The organism is Niallia sp. Man26, assembly GCF_022049065.2.
Lineage (GTDB): Bacteria > Bacillota > Bacilli > Bacillales > Cytobacillaceae > Niallia.
The window spans coordinates 215,686-234,690 of record NZ_CP095743.1 but is presented as its reverse complement, the minus strand read 5'-3'; the positions used below and the strand labels follow the sequence as shown (position 1 = coordinate 234,690).

The 19,005-nt window shown below is 38.6% G+C and carries 21 protein-coding genes; 2 read left to right on the top strand and 19 right to left on the bottom strand.

Annotated elements, in window-relative coordinates:
- The first annotated feature begins 132 nt into the window (after positions 1-132).
- Entirely contained in the window at positions 133-849 is a 717-nt protein-coding gene (locus L8T27_RS01290) for a tryptophan-rich sensory protein (RefSeq protein WP_237940566.1), read from the top strand.
- Positions 850-880: 31 nt separating this feature from the next.
- Here L8T27_RS01290 and L8T27_RS01285 read toward each other — a convergent pair whose 3' ends face one another.
- The 17 genes from L8T27_RS01285 to L8T27_RS01205 all read right to left on the bottom strand — a co-directional run bounded on the left by L8T27_RS01285 (position 881) and on the right by L8T27_RS01205 (position 15,573).
- Positions 881-2,269, bottom strand: a complete 1,389-nt coding sequence (locus L8T27_RS01285) for a protoporphyrinogen oxidase (protein ID WP_237940564.1) — start codon at positions 2,267-2,269, stop codon at positions 881-883.
- A gap of 213 nt (positions 2,270-2,482) precedes the next feature.
- Positions 2,483-3,640, bottom strand: coding sequence for a teichuronic acid biosynthesis protein TuaH (gene tuaH, locus L8T27_RS01280; RefSeq protein ID WP_237940562.1), 1,158 nt, complete (start codon positions 3,638-3,640; stop codon positions 2,483-2,485).
- Positions 3,641-3,651: 11 nt separating this feature from the next.
- Positions 3,652-4,410 carry a teichuronic acid biosynthesis protein TuaG gene (tuaG, locus tag L8T27_RS01275; RefSeq protein ID WP_233316863.1) on the bottom strand — a complete coding sequence of 253 codons (759 nt, stop codon included), beginning with the start codon at positions 4,408-4,410 and terminating at the stop codon, positions 3,652-3,654.
- Position 4,411: 1 nt separating this feature from the next.
- On the bottom strand, positions 4,412-5,083 hold the full coding sequence (locus L8T27_RS01270; RefSeq protein ID WP_233316862.1) for a hypothetical protein: 672 nt from the start codon (positions 5,081-5,083) through the stop codon (positions 4,412-4,414).
- Entirely contained in the window at positions 5,073-6,539 is a 1,467-nt protein-coding gene (gene tuaE, locus L8T27_RS01265; protein ID WP_233316861.1) for a teichuronic acid biosynthesis protein TuaE, read from the bottom strand. The genes L8T27_RS01270 and tuaE overlap by 11 nt, the downstream gene beginning before the upstream one ends.
- A 29-nt stretch (positions 6,540-6,568) precedes the next feature.
- Positions 6,569-7,504: an NAD-dependent epimerase/dehydratase family protein gene (locus L8T27_RS01260; protein WP_237940560.1), complete on the bottom strand. Its 936-nt coding sequence runs from the start codon at positions 7,502-7,504 to the stop codon at positions 6,569-6,571.
- Between the two features lie 2 nt (positions 7,505-7,506).
- A complete protein-coding gene (gene tuaC, locus L8T27_RS01255) occupies positions 7,507-8,715 on the bottom strand; it encodes a teichuronic acid biosynthesis protein TuaC (RefSeq protein WP_237940559.1) in 1,209 nt (402 codons plus the stop codon).
- A 256-nt stretch (positions 8,716-8,971) separates the two neighbouring features.
- Entirely contained in the window at positions 8,972-9,628 is a 657-nt protein-coding gene (locus tag L8T27_RS01250; protein ID WP_233316858.1) for a sugar transferase, read from the bottom strand.
- Positions 9,629-9,920: 292 nt separating this feature from the next.
- Positions 9,921-11,348, bottom strand: coding sequence for a lincomycin efflux MFS transporter Lmr(B) (lmr(B), locus tag L8T27_RS01245; RefSeq protein WP_233316935.1), 1,428 nt, complete (start codon positions 11,346-11,348; stop codon positions 9,921-9,923).
- Between the two features lie 58 nt (positions 11,349-11,406).
- Entirely contained in the window at positions 11,407-11,982 is a 576-nt protein-coding gene (locus L8T27_RS01240; RefSeq protein WP_233316857.1) for a TetR/AcrR family transcriptional regulator, read from the bottom strand.
- Positions 11,983-12,123: 141 nt separating this feature from the next.
- Positions 12,124-12,924 (bottom strand): DUF4097 family beta strand repeat-containing protein, encoded by an 801-nt coding sequence (locus L8T27_RS01235; protein WP_237940558.1) that lies wholly within the window; start codon positions 12,922-12,924, stop codon positions 12,124-12,126.
- Positions 12,924-13,475 carry an HAAS signaling domain-containing protein gene (locus L8T27_RS01230; protein WP_233316855.1) on the bottom strand — a complete coding sequence of 184 codons (552 nt, stop codon included), beginning with the start codon at positions 13,473-13,475 and terminating at the stop codon, positions 12,924-12,926. Before L8T27_RS01230 ends, L8T27_RS01235 begins: the two co-directional genes overlap by 1 nt.
- Positions 13,468-13,791 carry a PadR family transcriptional regulator gene (locus L8T27_RS01225; protein ID WP_233316854.1) on the bottom strand — a complete coding sequence of 108 codons (324 nt, stop codon included), beginning with the start codon at positions 13,789-13,791 and terminating at the stop codon, positions 13,468-13,470. Before L8T27_RS01225 ends, L8T27_RS01230 begins: the two co-directional genes overlap by 8 nt.
- A gap of 154 nt (positions 13,792-13,945) precedes the next feature.
- Complete coding sequence (locus L8T27_RS01220) at positions 13,946-14,185, bottom strand: helix-turn-helix domain-containing protein (protein WP_233316853.1); 240 nt, start codon at positions 14,183-14,185, stop codon at positions 13,946-13,948.
- The gene (locus tag L8T27_RS01215) at positions 14,182-14,340 is read right to left on the bottom strand and encodes a YvrJ family protein (RefSeq protein WP_233316852.1); all 159 of its coding nucleotides are present in this window, start codon (positions 14,338-14,340) and stop codon (positions 14,182-14,184) included. The genes L8T27_RS01220 and L8T27_RS01215 overlap by 4 nt, the downstream gene beginning before the upstream one ends.
- Complete coding sequence (locus L8T27_RS01210) at positions 14,337-14,945, bottom strand: sigma factor-like helix-turn-helix DNA-binding protein (RefSeq protein WP_233316851.1); 609 nt, start codon at positions 14,943-14,945, stop codon at positions 14,337-14,339. Before L8T27_RS01210 ends, L8T27_RS01215 begins: the two co-directional genes overlap by 4 nt.
- A gap of 181 nt (positions 14,946-15,126) precedes the next feature.
- A complete protein-coding gene (locus tag L8T27_RS01205) occupies positions 15,127-15,573 on the bottom strand; it encodes a hypothetical protein (protein ID WP_237940557.1) in 447 nt (148 codons plus the stop codon).
- A 409-nt stretch (positions 15,574-15,982) separates the two neighbouring features.
- On the opposite strand from L8T27_RS01205, the gene L8T27_RS01200 reads away from it, so the two are divergent.
- Positions 15,983-16,675, top strand: a complete 693-nt coding sequence (locus tag L8T27_RS01200; RefSeq protein WP_233316849.1) for a metal-dependent hydrolase — start codon at positions 15,983-15,985, stop codon at positions 16,673-16,675.
- 39 nt (positions 16,676-16,714) lie between these two features.
- On the opposite strand, the gene trhO is transcribed toward L8T27_RS01200, so the two are convergent.
- Positions 16,715-17,695: an oxygen-dependent tRNA uridine(34) hydroxylase TrhO gene (gene trhO / locus L8T27_RS01195; protein ID WP_233316848.1), complete on the bottom strand. Its 981-nt coding sequence runs from the start codon at positions 17,693-17,695 to the stop codon at positions 16,715-16,717.
- Between the two features lie 202 nt (positions 17,696-17,897).
- Positions 17,898-18,836, bottom strand: coding sequence for a DMT family transporter (locus L8T27_RS01190; protein WP_233316847.1), 939 nt, complete (start codon positions 18,834-18,836; stop codon positions 17,898-17,900).
- Positions 18,837-19,005: the final 169 nt, after the last annotated feature.

The following is a 19,005-nucleotide window of genomic DNA, read 5'->3' as shown; positions in this document are numbered from 1 at the left end:
CCTGTTTTTTTCTTTATATCATCCATATAGATAAGGAGAAGAATACTCCCAATCTGCTTGGAGTATTCTTCTTTTTTTGGATTATATTCTCGTTGTGGGTGGAATAAGTATATAAAAAAGGAGGAATTGTCTTTGGCCTATATAATTCTGAGCCTATTGTTCTATGTGATGATGGTAGGAGTAAATGCCCTCGCCAATATCATTCCTATCAACGGGCAAACAACTGGCGAAATATCAAATAAATTAGCAGTGCTTGTAACTCCTGCTTCTTATGCTTTAATGATTTGGGGATTTATTTATATTCTATTAGCAATTTGGCTTGCGCGCGGCTTTATGCGCAAACACAGAGCACTTATATATTCGAAAACAAACAGCATTCTATTCGTGCTTACCTGCATTCTAAACGCCGGCTGGATACTCGTCTGGCATTATGAACTATTTGCCTTGTCAGTAGCCGTCATTCTGCTCTTGCTATTAACCTTGCTTTTCCTTTATAAAGCAATAAAGGCTGCGTCTAATCGTTTATTCGACATCTTCCCTTTTTCTATTTATATTGGGTGGATATCCGTAGCCTCTATTGTTAACATAAGCTATTACGTAACTTATATCGGCTTAAATGTCACTGACCCGCTTTGGACCGTTTCCCTGTTAGCTATTGGCGGTATTCTGGGGATTTTCTTTCGCATCTTTGAAAAGGATTGGGCATATTCCCTCGTTATTATCTGGGCTTATCTTGCAATAGCAATCAAAAATTGGTCATCTGCACAAGCTGTATCTTATTCGGCTTTGTTTATCTCACTGTTGCTGCTTATTCTTGTGTTTATACCATTTAAAAAGAAAAGAACATAAGGAAAGGTGCTGGTTCATCCAGCACCTTTTTTTAAAGTAGAGACTTGGTCAATTTCCCTGCTGTTTCCTCTCCATTTGCGATGCAGGCTGCAATTCCAACTCCATAATAGGAGCTTCCTGCTAATAATACATTTGGAAAAAGCTCGGCCATCTTAGCATTTATCGTATCTATTGCTGATTTATGCTGCAAGGAATAAACCGGCATTAACTCATTCCACTTCGTCACTTCATAACTGATTGGCTTTTCTGTAATTCCGAGACTTTTTTCAATATCCTTTTTAGCGACCTTTAACAGTTCCTCTTCAGACAATGAATTAAGCTGCTCATATGCAGGATTAGATTTCTTATAAAAAAGTCTAAGCAACAGACTGCTGCTTTTGGAGGTGTGTGTCCACTTTCTGCTTGTCCACGTACAGGCATTGCAAGTCAAATCGCTGTCCTCTGCCACAATAAAGCCTGTTCCGTCCTTTGGCAGCTGTTCATCTGGAATATCATAAGCAAGATACATGGTGATATTAGAAGAGTTTTGAAGCCTAGCAAACTCTGTAGAAAGGCTGCTTTCAGCAAGGATTTTTTCTGCAGCTTGATGAGGTGCTGCCAGCACAATAAATTGTGCCTGAACAGCTTCACCCTCTGCTAGACTTATACTGTAGCCATCCTGCTCTTTCTTGATTGATTCAACTGCTTTGCCCTTTTTAAATTCAACATCTTCCAGCACTTCCTCCAGCCGGTTTATAATGGTGGAAAGTCCATTCTGGAAGGAGATGAATTTTTTATTAGAGGCAGACTGGAATTGACTTTTGTTCTTGCCCAGTCCTCGAATAATGCTGCCATACTTCTCCTTGTATTCAAGTAAATATGGAAGCGTTGATGCCATCGTTAAGTTATATAAACCTCCAGAATATACTCCTGCTAATACAGGGGTAATCTGCTTTTCGACGATCTCTTTCCCTAAGAAGTACTCTAAAAACTCGCCGATAGATGTTTCCTTTGTAAAATGCTTATTAGTTCTTAACAAATCCTTTAATGCTTCCAGCTTTCCTTTTTGGGAAATCAGCTCACTCGAAAGCAAGGATTCTAATGTCATAGGGATGCCGAATACAGAGTCCTTCGGGATTTCCAAAAGCTTATCTCTCGTATGAATGTAAGAAATCCCTGTTGCATTATAGACAAGCTCTTCTTCTAATCCAAGCTCCTGTACAAAGGGAAGAACGTTTTTATTTCGTGCTACAATTGAATCTGCGCCTGTTTCCATGATGAAGTCGCCTTTATGAATCGAGTGAATTTTCCCGCCTAGCGACACCTCCCCTTCAATCAGGATAAGCTTAATATCCAGCTTATGTTCTCGTGTTAATTTCTGTAAATAGTACATGGCAGACAATCCTGTGATTCCTCCGCCGACAACGACTATAGTCTTCAATAATTACACCGCCTAAAATAATCTTTCCTATATGATGTATTATGCCATTATTCCCACTAAAAAAGAGCGGATATATAATGACTTTTTGTTCACAAATTATATATAGCTGCTAAAACTATTTTAGCATTATATCCTCTTACCAGTCTCATCACAGCAACTATAAAGAAAAGGGAATGCAAGCCGGCTGCTTACATTCCCTTTTTGTTTAATTATTTATAGCTCCATCATTTGGGCGAAAATCATATTCCAATCTTTGGTTTTTGCCAGTGATATCCTTCTCTCTGCTGTTTCTGTCTCGGCTTTATTAATGCGGATCTCTTCGCATGCTTTTAGGAAGCTGCTAACACTGGTTCCTTCAAGATGTGTATAGATGCCATTTTCAGCATATCTTTTGGTTGACGGCAAGTTCGTCCCAATAACTGCCTTCCCTGCTGCAAGAAATTCGAACAGCTTAAGCGGAAATATTGCTTTGTTATAAGTAGATGGTTTATACGGCATAATTCCTATATCAATTAAATTCATATAATGGGAAACTAATGTTGGCGGTACACTTCCTGTCCAAGTAACATTCGGAAGCTTCAATAATTTCTGGAATTCTTCACTTTGGTTCGTTCCGTCAGGCCCAACAAATAAAAACTGCCAATCCTTTCTTTGCTCTGCTGCTTCTTGAATAAGAGCAAAGTCCAGCTTCGGTTTTATTCCGCCAATATACCCTAGCACAGGTCCATTTCCCTTGTCTGCTAACACGTGCGCAGCTTTCTCATTATGCTGAAACAGCGAAAAATCAACCCCATTTTCATACGTATAGACCTTTTTTTGTTTTGGGATTGGCAGCTTATCTTTTACTTGCTCAGCTAAATAGACAGAGGTGCATGTAACAGTATGAGCACTCTCGATAATTCTGCTCTCACTTGATTGAATAATCTTATACTTAAGCATATTTACTGCAGATTTGTTTCCATCAATGGATGCTGCCCATAAATCACTGCAATCATATACAATTTTTCTCCAAGGGAACATCTCCGCAAGAATTGGAAAAGCAGGATAGGTGTACCATAGGTTGATATCATACGCACTTTGCTTTGCCTGTAAATAAGCAACCAGTTTCTCTAGTTTTTTCTTATAGAATATAGATATAAAGCGGCTGAAACGAAGCAGCTTATTGTCACCCAAATCAGCAACTTTCCATTGCTTAATACCGTTTGGAAGTATTTCTACTGCCTCGCTGTCCAGAGATTTCCCAGGACATAACCAAATCACTTCAGCTGTTTTTTCTTGTTTCTGCAAATATTCTGCCAAACGATGTCTTCTGTAGCGCAACTGGTCATTCTCCCATTCTGCTGTTGCTACAAGTACATGGATTGATTTCATTTTTGACCACCTTATATCCTTTTTCTAATCGCATGGTAAGCATAATGGGAAAAACACCATGCTGCTTTAGCGAGATTAAGTCTCTCAATTTCCCGGTAAACAAACCATGTTTTTTGCGCTGATTTCCACTTATTATTGGAAATAGAATCATTGCCGATACGGTATTCAGCCAGAATTTCTTTCATACCATAAGCGTTATGTCCCTTTTTCAGGATACTTAACCACGTAGCCAAATCTTGTCGAGTTCTTATATTCGGCATGTGGAAGGAACCAATGATACTTCTGTCGACGATGACCGTAAGACAGCCGACAATCGTGTTTTTCAGCATATCCTGATAGGAGATAATCCTCGGAGCGTGAACTTGCTTCTCCAGCTGTTCTCCATCTTTTGTAATATATTCATACGATGTAAACGTAAAGGCATAATTGTTCTCTTCCATGAAACGAAGCTGCAGTTCCAGTTTATTCGGCTTCCACTTGTCATCACTGTCTAAAAAGGCAATATACCTCCCTGACGAATAATCCAATGCTGTATTTCGCGCCATAGCTGCTCCGCCGTTTTCCTTCCTGTTAATAACATGTATTCGCTCATCTGCTTTTGCCCACTCTGCCAGCATATCAGGGGTTCCATCTGTCGAACAATCATCGACAATAATCAACTCCCAATTAGGGTAAGTCTGTTTTAAAACAGACTCAATGCTGAACGAAATATAATCCTTGCTGTTATATGAAGGCATAATTACCGAAACTAATTCTTTCAAGAAAGACACCTCACTGTCGGGAATGTGCTCGTATAAACTCTGGAGTGATTAATATTAAAATACTCGCCATGATACCTAATAAAGCCCCTAATATAACTCTGTCTTCTGCAGAAGCCTCCACTATCTGCCCTTTTACATAAACATCCTTAATCAAGATAGCCTGCTCGAGACCAAGCTTTTCGTTCTTTAATTCATAAAGAAACCGCTGTTGGTCAACAATCGTATCACTGCTTGCATTTTCTGTCTCTAATGCCTGAATGCTTGATTCAATAATTGTGCTTTTTTCTTCAAAGGAAGACTGATCAAGCTTCATAAAGCCATCAACAATAGTTGTCAGATTGTTTAATGCTTCCTCTTCTGTTTTTCCTGTAAGGCTAAGCACAAGCAGTTTACTAGGCGTAGAGGAGACCGCGAGCTTATCAGTTACCTCCTCTTCCCAAACATCCGGGAGGATTTGTTTAAATGATGCTTCATTTGATAACAAGGAAACAAGCTGATCAGCATTTGTTAAATAGCTGGTTTCATAGTTTCCTAGTTTGATTATCGCTTCTGATGTGTATTCCGACTGTCCGTTGCCTGTGGGCATGAACCAGCCAAGAATCGGCATTGCCACGCAAATAATTAAAATTGCCCATATATATTTCTTCAGTCGGCCAACAATTCGTTTTATGCTATCTTTCATGAGATACAATCCCCTTATCCATTGCTTTAATTCTTTTTTTAAACACTGACAGGACAGAAATGATAAAGCCCATCAATACCCAATGAAAATACAAATTGCTGACTGTGCTGGGACTGATACTGGATGCCATAAAAGCTGCCAGTCCAAGCATGCTTGCCTCTAAAAGCATTTTATATGTCCTGCTGTTTGCCTTTTTGTAGATCCTGTACAATTGGATAAACAGGGAAAGGATAAGCCCTACGTAACCAAGAAGGATAAAAATCCCGAAGTTGCCTGCTATTTCAGCCAGCCAATTATGCGCCTGCTGCACACCTCCCGTAGAAAATACAGGATGGTTTTTTAAGTAATAAGGAATATTCCCTGCTCCTACACCAATACCAAATGTATCAATAATATACTGCTGTATATTTCGTAGCAGATTTATTCTTGCCAAATTGGAGGGCATCGTCTCATCTGCTCCATAAAGGTTTGCTTGTGTGAAAGCATGCTGGAATTTCCCTATTAATCTTCCTGAAAACAAGAGGACTGCAATCCCTGCGGCTGAAAAAGCACCGATTAAAAGCAGCTTTTTCAGCTTATCATTGACCAGCAGGAAAACATAAAAACACAGCCCGATTAATACGGAAAGGATACCTGCGCGAGATTGTGTCAAATAGATGACATAAAAGGATAAAACACTCAAAACAAGAGCAGGAATTCGGACCTTTATACTGCTGCCGTTTTTTGCTGCTGCTAAATAGAAAAAGAAAGAAATACTCAAAAATGCAGCAAAGTCATTTTGGTTAAAAAACACTGCTGTCGGATAGCCGATTCTGTATTCGCCAGCACCATAAAGGCTCGAGGTTGGCAGTTGAATATGCAGATAATGGTTCACCAATCCAATGGCCATTAAAAGAAGCGTCATTCCCATCCAAATGACATAAAAGATTATCAGACGGGATACTCTAGTAAATGTGACATTTGCTAAGTAGACGAACAACAAGCCCATCCACATAAGCGACATGTACTTGAATGTTTCGATAATCGATCTTGCCCAAAGCATGGATACTGTTCCATACACAAGCCATATTGCTAAAAACAGCCAGATACCTTTAACAGACAAACCATCAAAGTCTTTTTTTAAGCCCTTGTCTGAAATGGCATACATAAAATAAATAAATACTGCAGCAATAAGCAGAATTCTATACAAAAACAAGCTAAAAAAACCAATATTAATGTTGATAATAGACTGATTCAAAAACGTAGTGATGAGAAGGGCATAAACTGCCCCTCTCACCATATCCTCCAGCCCAATAGTCGATTTTAAGTATAAAAAAAGGAGCAGTCCCCCAAAGCCCCCGAGGAGAAGAAGCAGCAGCTTCATATCAAAATTTTGGATCGCATATAAAAGGGAGAGTAATGCCATGACAACAATTAGCGCTCCAATTGTCTGACGAACTAGTTGCTTGCTTTCCATTTACTGTTCAGACCCTTTCTTTCCATTAGTCATTTTGTTCCTTGGAGCATACTCCTTGTAAAAACTAGCGTTTCCTTTAACCCCGTTTCCAAGCTTGTTTGCGGGACCCAATTTAATACATCCAATGTTTTTTGATTGCAAAGAGTGCTGTGCAGAATATCCCCTGGCCTTGCAGCTTGATGCTCTGCTTTTAATTGGATGTCACCAGCCTTGACCATTGTCTCCCATAATTCATTGACCGTAATTTTGGTTTGAGTGGAGATATTTACACAAATATTCCCTTGCGCCTCCATCGCTTTAACATTAGCCTTTGCTACATCCTTTACATAAATGAAGTCCCTTGTTTGTTCGCCGTCTCCAAATATAACAGGTGCTTTTCCTTCAGCTATCTTGTCAGCAAATATAGAGACAACCCCGCCTTCTCCTTTCGCGTCTTGTCTTGGACCATAAACATTGCTGTACCGAAGGATGCTGTATGGCAACTGGTAAAACTTATAAGCCATTTGCAAGTAGCGCTCAACAGTCAGCTTTGTTAACCCATACGGAGACTCAGGCATTGTAGGGTGATCTGTCGTAACAGGCAGAAAATGCGGATTTCCATAAACAGCAGCCGATGAAGCGAATACTATTTTTTTTATGGATGCTTTAATGCCTGCTTTAATGACGTGCAGTGAACCCTTTACATTAACATTTTCATCGTGCAATATATCATGTACTGATTCAGCTACACTTACTTGGGCAGCCTGATGGATAATATATTCCGGATTTAATGATGATATAAAATCAATGCAGGAAGGATCGGTAATATCATAGTCATAGATTTTAATAGGAAGATGGCTAATATTTCGATAATGACCTGTAGTGAAATTATCAACTACAATCACTTCATAATTATTTGCTAATAATTCTTCGACAATATGGGAACCAATGAATCCTGCTCCACCTGTTACAACTGCTCTGCTCATCCTTAATCCCCCTTAATGCTTAATGAAGCTTTGCCTTCATTCCATGCCAGTTTCCGATAGCGTTTTTCCAAGACTTCAGCATTTCTGCCCACATGGAAGTTGTCTTGTACATATTGAAGCAATTGATCCTTAATAATAGGAAGGTCATATTTTTCTGAATGATAGTCCAATACTCTTTCAACAATGCTGTCAACGGACTTTGGCTTAATAAGCAAATGATTGAACTCGCCGAACAAGTCGGGTACCCCGCCTACTGCTGTACAAATAACTGGCACTTTCATAGATATTGCCTCTATGACAACAGTCGGCATCCCTTCCGAATAAGAAGGCAATGCGAATATATCACTTGCCTGCAAGTAATCCTTCACTTTATCATTGCTAATTTGGCCAGGAAGAAACAGCCTTTTTCCATATTGTTCATGCTTTTTTAAATCATCCATTGCAGGGCCATCTCCGACTAAGACAACTGCCATATTTTTTGGGAGTCGGTTAAGACTTTCAGCAAGTTCATACACGCCTTTCTCCTTTACAAGCCTTCCAATAAAGGTAATCAGCTGTTTGTCAGAAGGCAGCTTAAGCTCTTTTCTTACGTTCTCCTTCGGCAATGCTGCAGCCTGAAATCTAGAAAGGTTTATCCCAATAGGGAGAACAAAGCTATCCCTGCCTGTCTTTTCCTTTGCTGCTAGAGCAAGATGTCTTCCGATTGATATCACTTCATCGGCAGAGTGAACAGAGCGCTGAAATGCTTTGTTGGCACTTCTGCTAAAAGCAGGATAAATATGCACATCACTTCCATGCAGTGTTAAAAGCCATGGTTTCTGCAGCTCTTTTGAAATAATATGAGCAGCGCCTCCTGACGGCATCGCAAAATGTGCGTGGATCATATCAAATTGCAGACTTTTGTCTTGGATCGTCTTTAGAATCGCCTTAGCAATTCTCTTGTCCGGCTGTGCCCATCTGAGCTGCCCTGGAAGTGCTCTATAAATCGGCCTATAAACCTTCACTCCCTCTCGTACTTCATAAAACGGCAAAGTTTTGCGCTTATATGTTTTCTTTAGCGCTCTTAAAACGGCAGGGTTTTGCGGTGTTGGGCAGATTACCGTTATCTCTAACCCTCGTTTTTTCAAAGCTTGAACCTGTGTTTCATGGAATACCCCATTGCCAGGCTGTTCTTTACTCGGATAAACACTCGTAATCCACAGAATCTTCATGCTTCTCTTCCTTTTACATTTATTTAGCTAACTGGAAATAAAGCATATTAACGAGCATTAGACTCATAATCACTACACTTTCATCTGAATCCAGCTCAAAAAACCTGGTAGGCAAAAACTAGCATTAGAAACATACTAAAAAGCAGGAACAGCAGACACAATGCTTTAAGCTGGGACTGTTGGTCCAACTTCGCTTAAAACTATGGCAATGTTAAAATCTGCTCATTCCTATGCTTAACTCTTTAGATACGGTCAATTAGCGCGCGCCTTCACCTGTAACCAATACCTTTACTGTTTTCAGCATAATCTTCAGTTCAAGCTTAAACGTCAAGTTTGAAATGTACTCAAGATCATACTGAAGTTTTTCACGAGGAGTAATTTCATATCCTCCGCTTACCTGAGCAAGTCCAGTCAAACCAGGTCTTACTGCTAGCCTTTTCGCAAAACCAGGAATCTCACTGTCAAACTGTGCAGTAAAGACTGGTCTTTCCGGCCGCGGACCAACAATAGACATATCTCCTTTTAAAACAGATAACAGCTGAGGAAGCTCGTCTATTCTAGTTTTTCTCATGAAATGACCAACTTTCGTAACACGCGGGTCATTTGCTTCGGCCCATTTAGCGCCTTCCTTTTCGGCATCATTGTGCATAGAGCGAAGCTTTATTAAATTAAAGTAATTTCCGTTTTTTCCAACGCGCTGCTGTATATAAAATGGGGAGCCTGGGCTCTCTAACACAACTAGAATTGCGAAGACAGCAATAATCGGTATTGCTAAAATTAGCCCAACGCTTGCCAGCAGCAGATCCAAACACCTTTTTGTATACAAGTAGTATTCTGCTTCCTTTGGTACAGAGAACTTTTCCCCCTCGACAATGGTGTAATCGTGGTAGATATTAAAGCTCTTTTCACGCATATATTGTCACCTCGTAGACTGTTTATGTGTATTTTGAACCTTTGTGTCAAGTATAGAATGAGATTGTATGGTAATCGTTTAGGGAAAATTAAATATTGGTAAATCTTTGTAAAGACAGTTTTAATATTTAGGAGAAAAAATGCTCTTGCTTTGATGCTGCTTAGCAAAATAGCAGCTTTAGAGGATTTGTTGACGGATGCTAGCGCGGTATTTCGCCAAAGTTCTTCAATATTCTCGAAATTCTAAGCACAAAAAAACAGCCTGCATTTTTCATACAGACTGTTTTTTATGATTAATGTTTTGGATTTACTCTTTTTATTACGAGACTGCAAATAAATCCGATTATTGCTACAATCAGTGCAAAAGTAAAGGCACTTTGTACACCTGAAGTTAATGCAGCAGGAATATTAGCAGGGTCCATAGGGTTGCTTACCCCTGCCAGGAAGTTCTTCTGACCAGAAGCCAATATAGATACACCGACTGCTGTACCAATCGCTCCTGCAACTTGCTGTAATGTGTTCATAATCGCTGTACCATCAGGATATAATTGAGGTGGCAGCTGGTTTAAACCATTTGTTTGTGCTGGCATCATAATCATGGATACACCAATCATTAAACAGCTGTGCAGCACGATAATCAGCGCAACTGTTGATGTTGTTGTAATTCCTGTAAAGAACCATAGAACAACTGAACATAGGGCAAGACCTGGAATGACGAGCCATTTTGGTCCATATTTATCAAACAATCTTCCCATCACTGGTGAAAGGAATCCGTTAATTAAACCTCCAGGCAACAACAGTAGTCCTGCTGTAAAGCTTGTTAAACCTAAACCGCCTTGCAGATACATTGGAAGAAGAAGCATCGTAGACAGAATAAGCATCATAGACATGAAGACTAAGATAAGTCCTAAGACGAACATCGGGTATTTAAATGCTCGAAGATTAATCATTGGCTGTTCCATTTTAAACTGACGAATGGAGAAAAGAATAAGTGAAACTACACCTACGATTAGAGAGACAATTACAACTGGGCTTTCCCAGCCGCCTGAATGGTCTCCGCCTTCTCCAGCACTGCTGAAGCCAAATACAATTCCGCCGAAGCCTAATGTAGACAAGATAATCGATACTATATCAATTTTCGGTTTTGTTACAGTTGAGACATTTTCCATATAACGAATACCGAACAATAAAGCAAATACTAGAAACGGCAAGGAAATCCAGAAAATCCAATGCCATGTCAGATTTTCAATAATCAAACCAGAAATTGTTGGCCCAGTAGCTGGAGCAAACATAATAACAAGCCCGATCATTCCCATTGCTCCTCCCCTTTTCTCAGGAGGGAAAATTAGCAAAATCGTGTTAAACATTAGCGGCAGCAGCAACGCTGTTCCGACAGCCTGCACAATTCTTGCCACTAATAAAAATTCAAAGGTTGGTGCAAGTGCAGCAATTAGTGTTCCTAATATAGAGAAACTTAATGATGCAAAGAAAAGCTGTCTAGTTTTAAACCATTGCAGCAATAATCCTGAAATTGGGACTAAAATACCCAATGTAAGCAAAAAGCCTGTTGTCAGCCATTGAACTGTTGTCGGCTCAATATTAAAAATAACAATTAAATCATTCAATGCCATATTTAAGGCAGTTTCACTGAACATACCTATAAAACCGGCAATCAAGAAAGAAGTTACGATAGGCAATGTCTTAAATTGCCTTCCTTCCATTCCCTTCCCCTTTACCGCGTCCATATTCATTTCCATAAAAAATCCCCTTTCATCTTTCTTAACATTCTTGTGACAGCAGCTTTGGAAGCTTATCTGCAACAATTCTCATCGGCTTTCCTGATTGCTTTGTTAAGCACAGGACGATGGCTCCTTCTATCATAGAATTGATAAGTATGCTTAAATCTGCAGCCTCTTCAGCAGAAAATCCGCTTTCCTTAAGCTTTTCTGCATATACAGCTTGCCATTTCTCGAAAGTCACTAAGCAAGTCTTTCTAATTGGCTCACATGTCGACGCTGTTTCTGACGCTATAAGTCCGATTGGCATTCCGTGTATGCTTTCCTTCTTGTCAAAATCAGCAGCGATTTCATTGATATGCAACTGAAATGCTGTTATTGCGTCGTTGACGGAAAACAGAATATCCTTTGTCTTCTGCAACAGCACATTTTCTGTATATTTTATTGCCTCTATTGCTAATTCCTCTTTACCACTAGGGAAATAGTAATAAAGTGATCCCTTTGGTGTATTGCTCTCTGCAATAATCTGATTCAAGCCAGTTCCATAATAGCCTTGAATCTGGAATAAGCGAGAGGCAGTCTCTAGGATCAACTCACGAGTGTTCCCCTTTTCACCCAAGCTCATATCCTCCTTAGGAAAAATTATAACGATTGGTCTATATAAAGGTAATTCTGTAAACGGTTACTTGTCAACTGCTTTTTTAAATAAAAAATCACATAAAAAAATAAGCCCTTTTTTCCTGAAAAAAGGGCTACTCTTTTAATTTACCTCTATATCTCCATTATTTGTTTTTAATCTTATCTTATACTCACCATCACCGAAGATTACATTAGAATTGGCTTGCTTAAAAATTTCAATATCCCCATTATCTGTTTCTGCACTTATGTTAGCATTTTCTGGTTCCTTCTCTGCTGTTATGGAGATTTCGCCGTTGTTTGTTTGTAATTGTATATCCTGATTTAATGCGCTTGCGTTCAATTCAATTCTTCCATTGATTGTTTTTCCATCGATTTCCCCTGAGACATTATCCAACTGAATTCTTCCATTAGAAGAGTCTGCCTTAACTGTTTCTGCAGTTATATTTGCCAATTCCAGACGGCCGTTTGCTGTATGGAGCACAACTTCTCTTGAAGACAACTCTGTCATTTTTATCCTGCCGTTTTTAATATCTGCTATCATGCTGGCATATTGTTTCTCCGGCAAGTACAAATCTAAGCTAAGCTCACTGTCCCCAAATAAGCTCATTGGAATAAGCTGATGTCCTTTTTCCTTTAATATCACTTTAAGTTTATTGCTTTCAACTTCTGCTGAATAATTCAATTCTCTATTTCCTCTTTTTGTTCCCGATAGCTGAACATAAGCTGAAGACTCTTGTATTGGATGAATTTCAATTGCAGCGTTATCTGCTGAAATTTCCACATGCTCAAAGTTATTGCTTTCTATTACTTTTCTTTCATTCAAATCAAATTTTTCTGCACTTTGTTTATAGGTGGCTAGACTGCCAATCAGTCCAATCACAAGCAAAACTGCTCCAGCCCACAGTAACTTTCGTTTGTTCATTACTTGATGCCTCCTTTAACTAATGCTGTATTGAATGAAATATAACGGACAAAGCCGTGCATAAACCATTTTGTTATCCATTGCATCCCTACAAATAGCAATAAACCAGCTCCACAGTAGACAAAGGATAAAAACCATTCAAAAAGATCAAAGGAACTTCCAAAAAGATTGTTAAGAAGAACGAGAAGCGGAGTACTGATGCCGGCAATGCTAACAGCCCAGCCAGCTAATATAACACCAACAAGCGCAATAAACGGACCTAACACAATGATGATATTAAAGAAGCTCAACCCAATCACCGCCCATACTGCCCGCATAACATTTCCAGCTGTTTGAGCACCCTTAGCATTTTCAAGGTGGTAATTGGCAAGTATTTCTTTTGCCAGCAATTTTGGTGATCCTAAAGAAGCAGCAATCTCGTTCTCTGCTTTGCCTTCTTCGATTCCAAATTGGAAATGCTCCTCGTAATCATGCAATATCTCTTGTTTTTCCTTACCATTTAAATCCTTCAGTAACACAGACAGTTCCTTTATAAATTGATCTTTATTCATCACTAGCACCTTCTTTAATTAAAGTATCAACACCGTCTCTGAATTGTTGCCATTCACTAAGTAATGTTTGGAGATATTCCCTGCCTTTTTCAGTAAGCTTGTAATATTTTCTTGGAGGGCCTTCTGTAGATTCTTGGAGGTAGGTTGAAAAGTATTCTTCTTTCGTCAACCTTCTTAACAGCGGGTAAACAGAGCCTTCTGATATTTCGATCTGATCAGAAATTTTTTGAACAAGCTCATATCCGTACCTGTCTTGTTTATCAAGCAGAACAAGAACACAAAGCTCAAGGACTCCCTTTTTAAATTGGACGTTCAATTACAGATCTCCTTTCTTTTAGTACTATACAATGAACAGTACTGGTCTTTGATTAATAATATAACACCACCTACTGTTCAATGCAAGGTACTGATTAATACTTTTTTAAAAAAAGTGCTCCTTTGCCATCTGGCGAAAGGAGCCTTTTATCTTATTATTTGATTTTATTGATTTTGTCTCTAAATTCCCAGAAGCCTGGGATATTATCTAAATCATATAGCTGAATGCATTTCATTAACAGCATTTTCAATTCTTGTGAGAGATCATCTTGTTCATTAGGGGAAGTATATTGGACTGCTTTGTTCAACTTTGGTTCAAACATCTCTATCACTTCTTCTAATGCATCCTTGTTAATCTTCGACTCTTTTACTAATGAATATAATGTGGCCATCATCCATTTTCCTTTCCTTCTTCCGTCCTTTTTGTCAGCTCTTTTCCCAACCGTTCAAGCTTTTTATCAATTCTTAATAACAGATATATAGAAACACTCACCGGAAATGCGTAATTGCTTACAATTGTCATCCATTGCGTCAAGTCTCCAATACTCATCGTCTATAATCCTCCTTTTTTTGGGCCATATAGCTGTATATCCTTTGCAAAGCTTTTTGATGGCACTTCGACACATATTGCTGGCTTTTTTGGATCACCTCCGCTATCTCTGTATCATTGAGCTTCTTAATATAAGCAAAATAGAGAACGGTCTTTTGGGAGTCAGACAGTGATTGTATTGCATCATAAAGTAAAGGATCAGCTATATATTCAGAAATGCTTTCCCGAATTCCCTCCCTTTCTGCATATGCTTCCAAATTAGCATTCCTATCTTCCATTCTGTCTTTATGCGTCCTACCATCTTCTGTTTCAGCGTCCAATAACAAAGGATATCTGTTTGCATAGAGCCTTTGCTTCCTATGAAAATTTAATGTGCTAAAATGTATGGAAGAGGAGATATAGGACGTGAACCGGATCGTAAAATAATACTTTTTAAACGCTTCATCTAAATTTTCTTTGTTTTCTTTAGAAGGATAACAAACAGCGTCGGCAAACAGCTTAAAATGACCCTTTTCCCGTAAAAAACCTTGTACAATTGTATTTCCCATAAATTCTTTGTTCTCTTCTATAAACCTTTTCAATCCATTAACAGATTCCTCACACATGATTAGCACCTCCTGAAAGGAACGTATGTTCTGTTTTTAGTGTAAAAAAAGGGACTAACTCGCATTAGCCACTTTCTTATTATAACATATCCTTCCATGAACGAATTTCATCAATCTTTCCTCCTCTATATAATAAAGAAAGATTTCTTGAAAAAATAACAACCTATTTATAAAAATTTTATTAGAGGACTGGTTTAAATTGTAATTCAATTGTAAATTGTACATTATTCTTATCCTCTTCTACATTAGTGATAATCCAGTTTTTTGCTATATTTTTCGATAAAGCCTGGTAGTCTTCACGTGATAGCATAAATACTCCAAGCACTTCTCCCTTATCCTTAAAATCTTTGCCCTCAGCCAAACCAAATTTAAACAGCAAGTATCTTTTTAATGTCCCTTTTGTTAAAAATGCAATCTCATAATTGCCTCTAAGCAGCTGTTCCACTTTTTCCTTTTTATCATGAAAATAAGAGAAAAGCGTTTCCCAATCTGGAAGTCCCTTGCCAAACTCTCGAAAGAAATCAATATTCCCCTTATTTAGAGCCTCAAGTATTTCCTCATTGCTGTATCCTCTGCTTTTGACCTGTTCAATCATTAATGCGTAATTTAAAGCCACCTTCTCTGCCATTTCCCGAATCCCCCTTATTCTGAAAAATAGTTATATTCTAATTTTTCCACTACACTAATTATAAAATAATCTTGTCAGGAGTTGAAATGATAGTGTTTAAACACTTTATTTCTTTTAGCCTTGCATTGAATACCCGATTGGTCAGCCAACAAGAAGCTACCCATTATGTAGAAAAAAATTTGTTCACATACAAATCTGCCAAGAACATGATTTTCTTAAGAAACAGATACGTTAATTATTTAGTGCATCAATTTCCTCAGATTAACGGCTCATTATAATATATTCCTGACAAAAGAAAAACAGTCTAGCTGCTAACAAGCATATTGCTTGGCAAAATCGGCTAAACTATTCTAATCTAAGTAGTGAAAATCAAAGCGTCATTATTGGAAAGAAAAAAAAGGGAGATGGTATGATGAAGATTACCTATCACGGACAATCAACTATTGTAATTGAAGCAAATGGAAAATCACTTATTATTGATCCTTTCATCAGTGGAAACCCAGCAGCTAAAGTGAAAGTGGATGATATTAAGGTTGATGCTGTGCTATTAACACATGCTCATGGAGATCATATTCTAGATGCAGCACCAATCTCCAAAGCAAATAATGCACCAATTGTTGCTATACCTGAATTGGCTGCATACATGTCCTGGCAAGGCGCCGAGACAATCGGAATGAATATTGGCGGCACATTAGATTTACAGTTTGCCAAAGCGAAGATGACACATGCATTTCACAGCTCTGGTATCATTGATGAAGAAAACAAAAATATTCTTTATGGCGGCATGCCTGCTGGATTCGTCATTGAGGCAGAAGGAAAAACGATTCTTCATGCTGGTGACACAGGCCTTTTTGGAGACATGAAGATTATTGGCGACAGACATGATATCGATATCGCATTCCTCCCAATTGGCGATCACTATACAATGGGACCTGAAGATGCTGTGCTGGCTGCAGAATGGTATAAAGCGGATTTAATCATACCTATCCATTACAATACTTTCCCAGCTATCGAACAAGATGGAGATGCCTTCGTAAAGGCGCTAAAAGACCGCGGTATTAAAGGCAAAGTCCTTCAGATTGGTGAAAGCATCGAATTGTAAAATACAAAAAGAGGATGTCCTTAAGACATCCTCTTTTCATTAAGCTAAATTGCCAGCATGGTTTGCTTCCCACTCAGCAATTTCTTTCACTCTTGCTTCCACTTGTTCTGGTGTAAGGTCATGTGCTTTTACATAAAGGTTTCTTGAATGTGTACGGCACTCATGACTGCAGCTCTTCATGAACTTCTCTTCATTTTCAGGTGAGCAAAGAATTTTTCTGTTGCATTCTGGGTTTGCACAGTTCACATAACGCTCACATGGTTCACCAGTAAAGTAGTCTTTACCTACTACTACATTCTCGACTCTGTTAACTGGAACACTAATTCGTTGGTCGAATACATAGCATTGGCCATCCCAAAGCTTACCTTGCACCTCTGGATCTTTACCGTATGTTACGATACCACCGTCAAGCTGTGATACATCATCAAAGCCTTCGCGCTTAAGCCAGCCTGAGAATTTCTCACAACGCACGCCGCCTGTGCAATAAGTCAGGATTTTCTTTCCTTCTAGCATTTCACGGTTGTCTTGAATCCATTGAGGTAATTCCCGGAATGTTTCAATTTCAGGTTTAATTGCTCCTCTGAAATGACCTAAGTCAAACTCATAGTCATTGCGGGCATCAATAATTACGGCATTAGGATCCTGCATTTGTTCCAGCCACTCAGCTGGTTTTAGATGGTTTCCAGTTAACTCCAACGGATTAACATCATCTTCAAGACTTAAGTTTACCAATTCTTTTTTATGACGCACATGCATTTTCTTGAAAGCATGTCCCTCTTCTTCGTCTATTTTAAAGACAGTGTCTGCAAAACGAGGGTCTTTTCTCATTGCCTCGATATACTTATCAGTCTGTTCAACTGTACCAGATACTGTACCATTAATTCCTTCTGATGATACAAGAATACGTCCCAACAAACCTAGCTCCTTACAAAAAGCTAAATGTTCGCTAGTGAATTCTTCTGGGTTCTCAATAGTTGCATATTTATAGTAAAGAAGTACTCTATATGGTTTTTCGCTCATTATTTCAACATCCTGTTCTATACAAATTTATTAACATATATTTAACTATACAATAAAAGTGAAAACAGTAAAAACTCATTGCTCACTTGCTAAATCCACTATGAAGAATTTTAGAACAAACAAAAGGAGACTCCAATTATGAAATCCCCTCTTGCTTATGTGTACTTATTATTATAGTAAATTTCAACTAAAATAGAAAGGGCTACTTTTTTCCATGGACGAAATTTGTCGATTTCTCTTCATTAATTACTATCGCACTCTTTTTTAAAGTAAGCTGTGGAGGCTTTTTAAGCTTCGTAAAAAGAATACAGCCCAGGATAACGACAAGGCTTCCTATAACCTGCATCCAGCTCCATTTCTCATGCAAAAATACAGACGCCAGCACAGCCGTAAAGATTGGGTTGAAATTAAGGAACAGCCCTGCTTCTGTAGCACCGAGTTTTTGTACGCCGATATTCCAAAGCACCATACAAATGACTGTTGAAACAACACCGGTATAAAGGATGGATACCATGAAGGAAACATTGAATTCTGTGATTGAAAAATCAGCTGCATTAAATGGCAAGAGCAGAACAACACCGATTGCTCCAGAAAAAAAGGTGGCCATCAGCGGTGATGTTTTTTGCATTGCCCACCTGCTGCACACAGAGTAAAGCCCCCAAATGCATACCGCTCCCATCATATATAAATCTCCTTTGTTAAAGCGTAAATCTAATAACTGACTTAAAGAACCCTCTGTTAGTACAACAAGAACTCCAGAGAAGGACAAAAGCATGGCAGCCATTTGCCAGCTATTGATTTTTTCCTTCAATAAAAGAAAGGAAAACAGCGCAATGGAGATTGTATTTAATGTTGAGATTAAACCTACATTGCTGGCTGAAGTATATTCTAATGCCTGAAATTGCAATAGATTAAAAGCAGCTACTCCTGTCAGACCCATAAGGAATAAAGGCAGCAATGCAGCTTTTGGCGGAATCAATCTTTGTTCTCGTTTCCAAATAATCGGCAACAGACAGATAACAGCAAGCGCCCACCTTAAGCTTGTCAGTGTTGCAGGCGAAGCATGCCCAACAAGAAATTTGCCTAAAACAAAATTCCCTCCAAATAAAAAGCTTGTGATCAACAGAAACACATACGGCATACAAACAACTCCTTCAAGCACAAAGTTAGAAATTTCTTGTTAATATCGTATCACCGTACCTTTTAAAACGATATAAAATTCTGTATAATGCAATAAATACAAAACTTTCATATTTATTTTGCGATTTTACCGAATTTTATAAAGAAGTGTACTGATTTTTACAGCAGAA

What these genes read in the sequence shown, in the direction of transcription:
- L8T27_RS01200 (WP_233316849.1), top strand. Translation starts at nt 15,983, where the DNA reads ATGATGAAGATTACCTATCACGGACAATCAACTATTGTAATTGAAGCA.
- trhO (WP_233316848.1), bottom strand. Translation starts at nt 17,695, where the DNA reads ATGAGCGAAAAACCATATAGAGTACTTCTTTACTATAAATATGCAACT.
- L8T27_RS01235 (WP_237940558.1), bottom strand. Translation starts at nt 12,924, where the DNA reads ATGAACAAACGAAAGTTACTGTGGGCTGGAGCAGTTTTGCTTGTGATT.
- tuaE (WP_233316861.1), bottom strand. Translation starts at nt 6,539, where the DNA reads ATGGAAAGCAAGCAACTAGTTCGTCAGACAATTGGAGCGCTAATTGTT.
- L8T27_RS01230 (WP_233316855.1), bottom strand. Translation starts at nt 13,475, where the DNA reads ATGAATAAAGATCAATTTATAAAGGAACTGTCTGTGTTACTGAAGGAT.
- L8T27_RS01260 (WP_237940560.1), bottom strand. Translation starts at nt 7,504, where the DNA reads ATGAGCAGAGCAGTTGTAACAGGTGGAGCAGGATTCATTGGTTCCCAT.
- L8T27_RS01250 (WP_233316858.1), bottom strand. Translation starts at nt 9,628, where the DNA reads ATGCGTGAAAAGAGCTTTAATATCTACCACGATTACACCATTGTCGAG.
- L8T27_RS01205 (WP_237940557.1), bottom strand. Translation starts at nt 15,573, where the DNA reads ATGGCAGAGAAGGTGGCTTTAAATTACGCATTAATGATTGAACAGGTC.
- L8T27_RS01270 (WP_233316862.1), bottom strand. Translation starts at nt 5,083, where the DNA reads ATGAAAGATAGCATAAAACGAATTGTTGGCCGACTGAAGAAATATATA.
- tuaC (WP_237940559.1), bottom strand. Translation starts at nt 8,715, where the DNA reads ATGAAGATTCTGTGGATTACGAGTGTTTATCCGAGTAAAGAACAGCCT.
- L8T27_RS01210 (WP_233316851.1), bottom strand. Translation starts at nt 14,945, where the DNA reads ATGTGTGAGGAATCTGTTAATGGATTGAAAAGGTTTATAGAAGAGAAC.
- L8T27_RS01190 (WP_233316847.1), bottom strand. Translation starts at nt 18,836, where the DNA reads ATGCCGTATGTGTTTCTGTTGATCACAAGCTTTTTATTTGGAGGGAAT.
- L8T27_RS01215 (WP_233316852.1), bottom strand. Translation starts at nt 14,340, where the DNA reads ATGAGTATTGGAGACTTGACGCAATGGATGACAATTGTAAGCAATTAC.
- L8T27_RS01220 (WP_233316853.1), bottom strand. Translation starts at nt 14,185, where the DNA reads ATGATGGCCACATTATATTCATTAGTAAAAGAGTCGAAGATTAACAAG.
- tuaH (WP_237940562.1), bottom strand. Translation starts at nt 3,640, where the DNA reads ATGAAATCAATCCATGTACTTGTAGCAACAGCAGAATGGGAGAATGAC.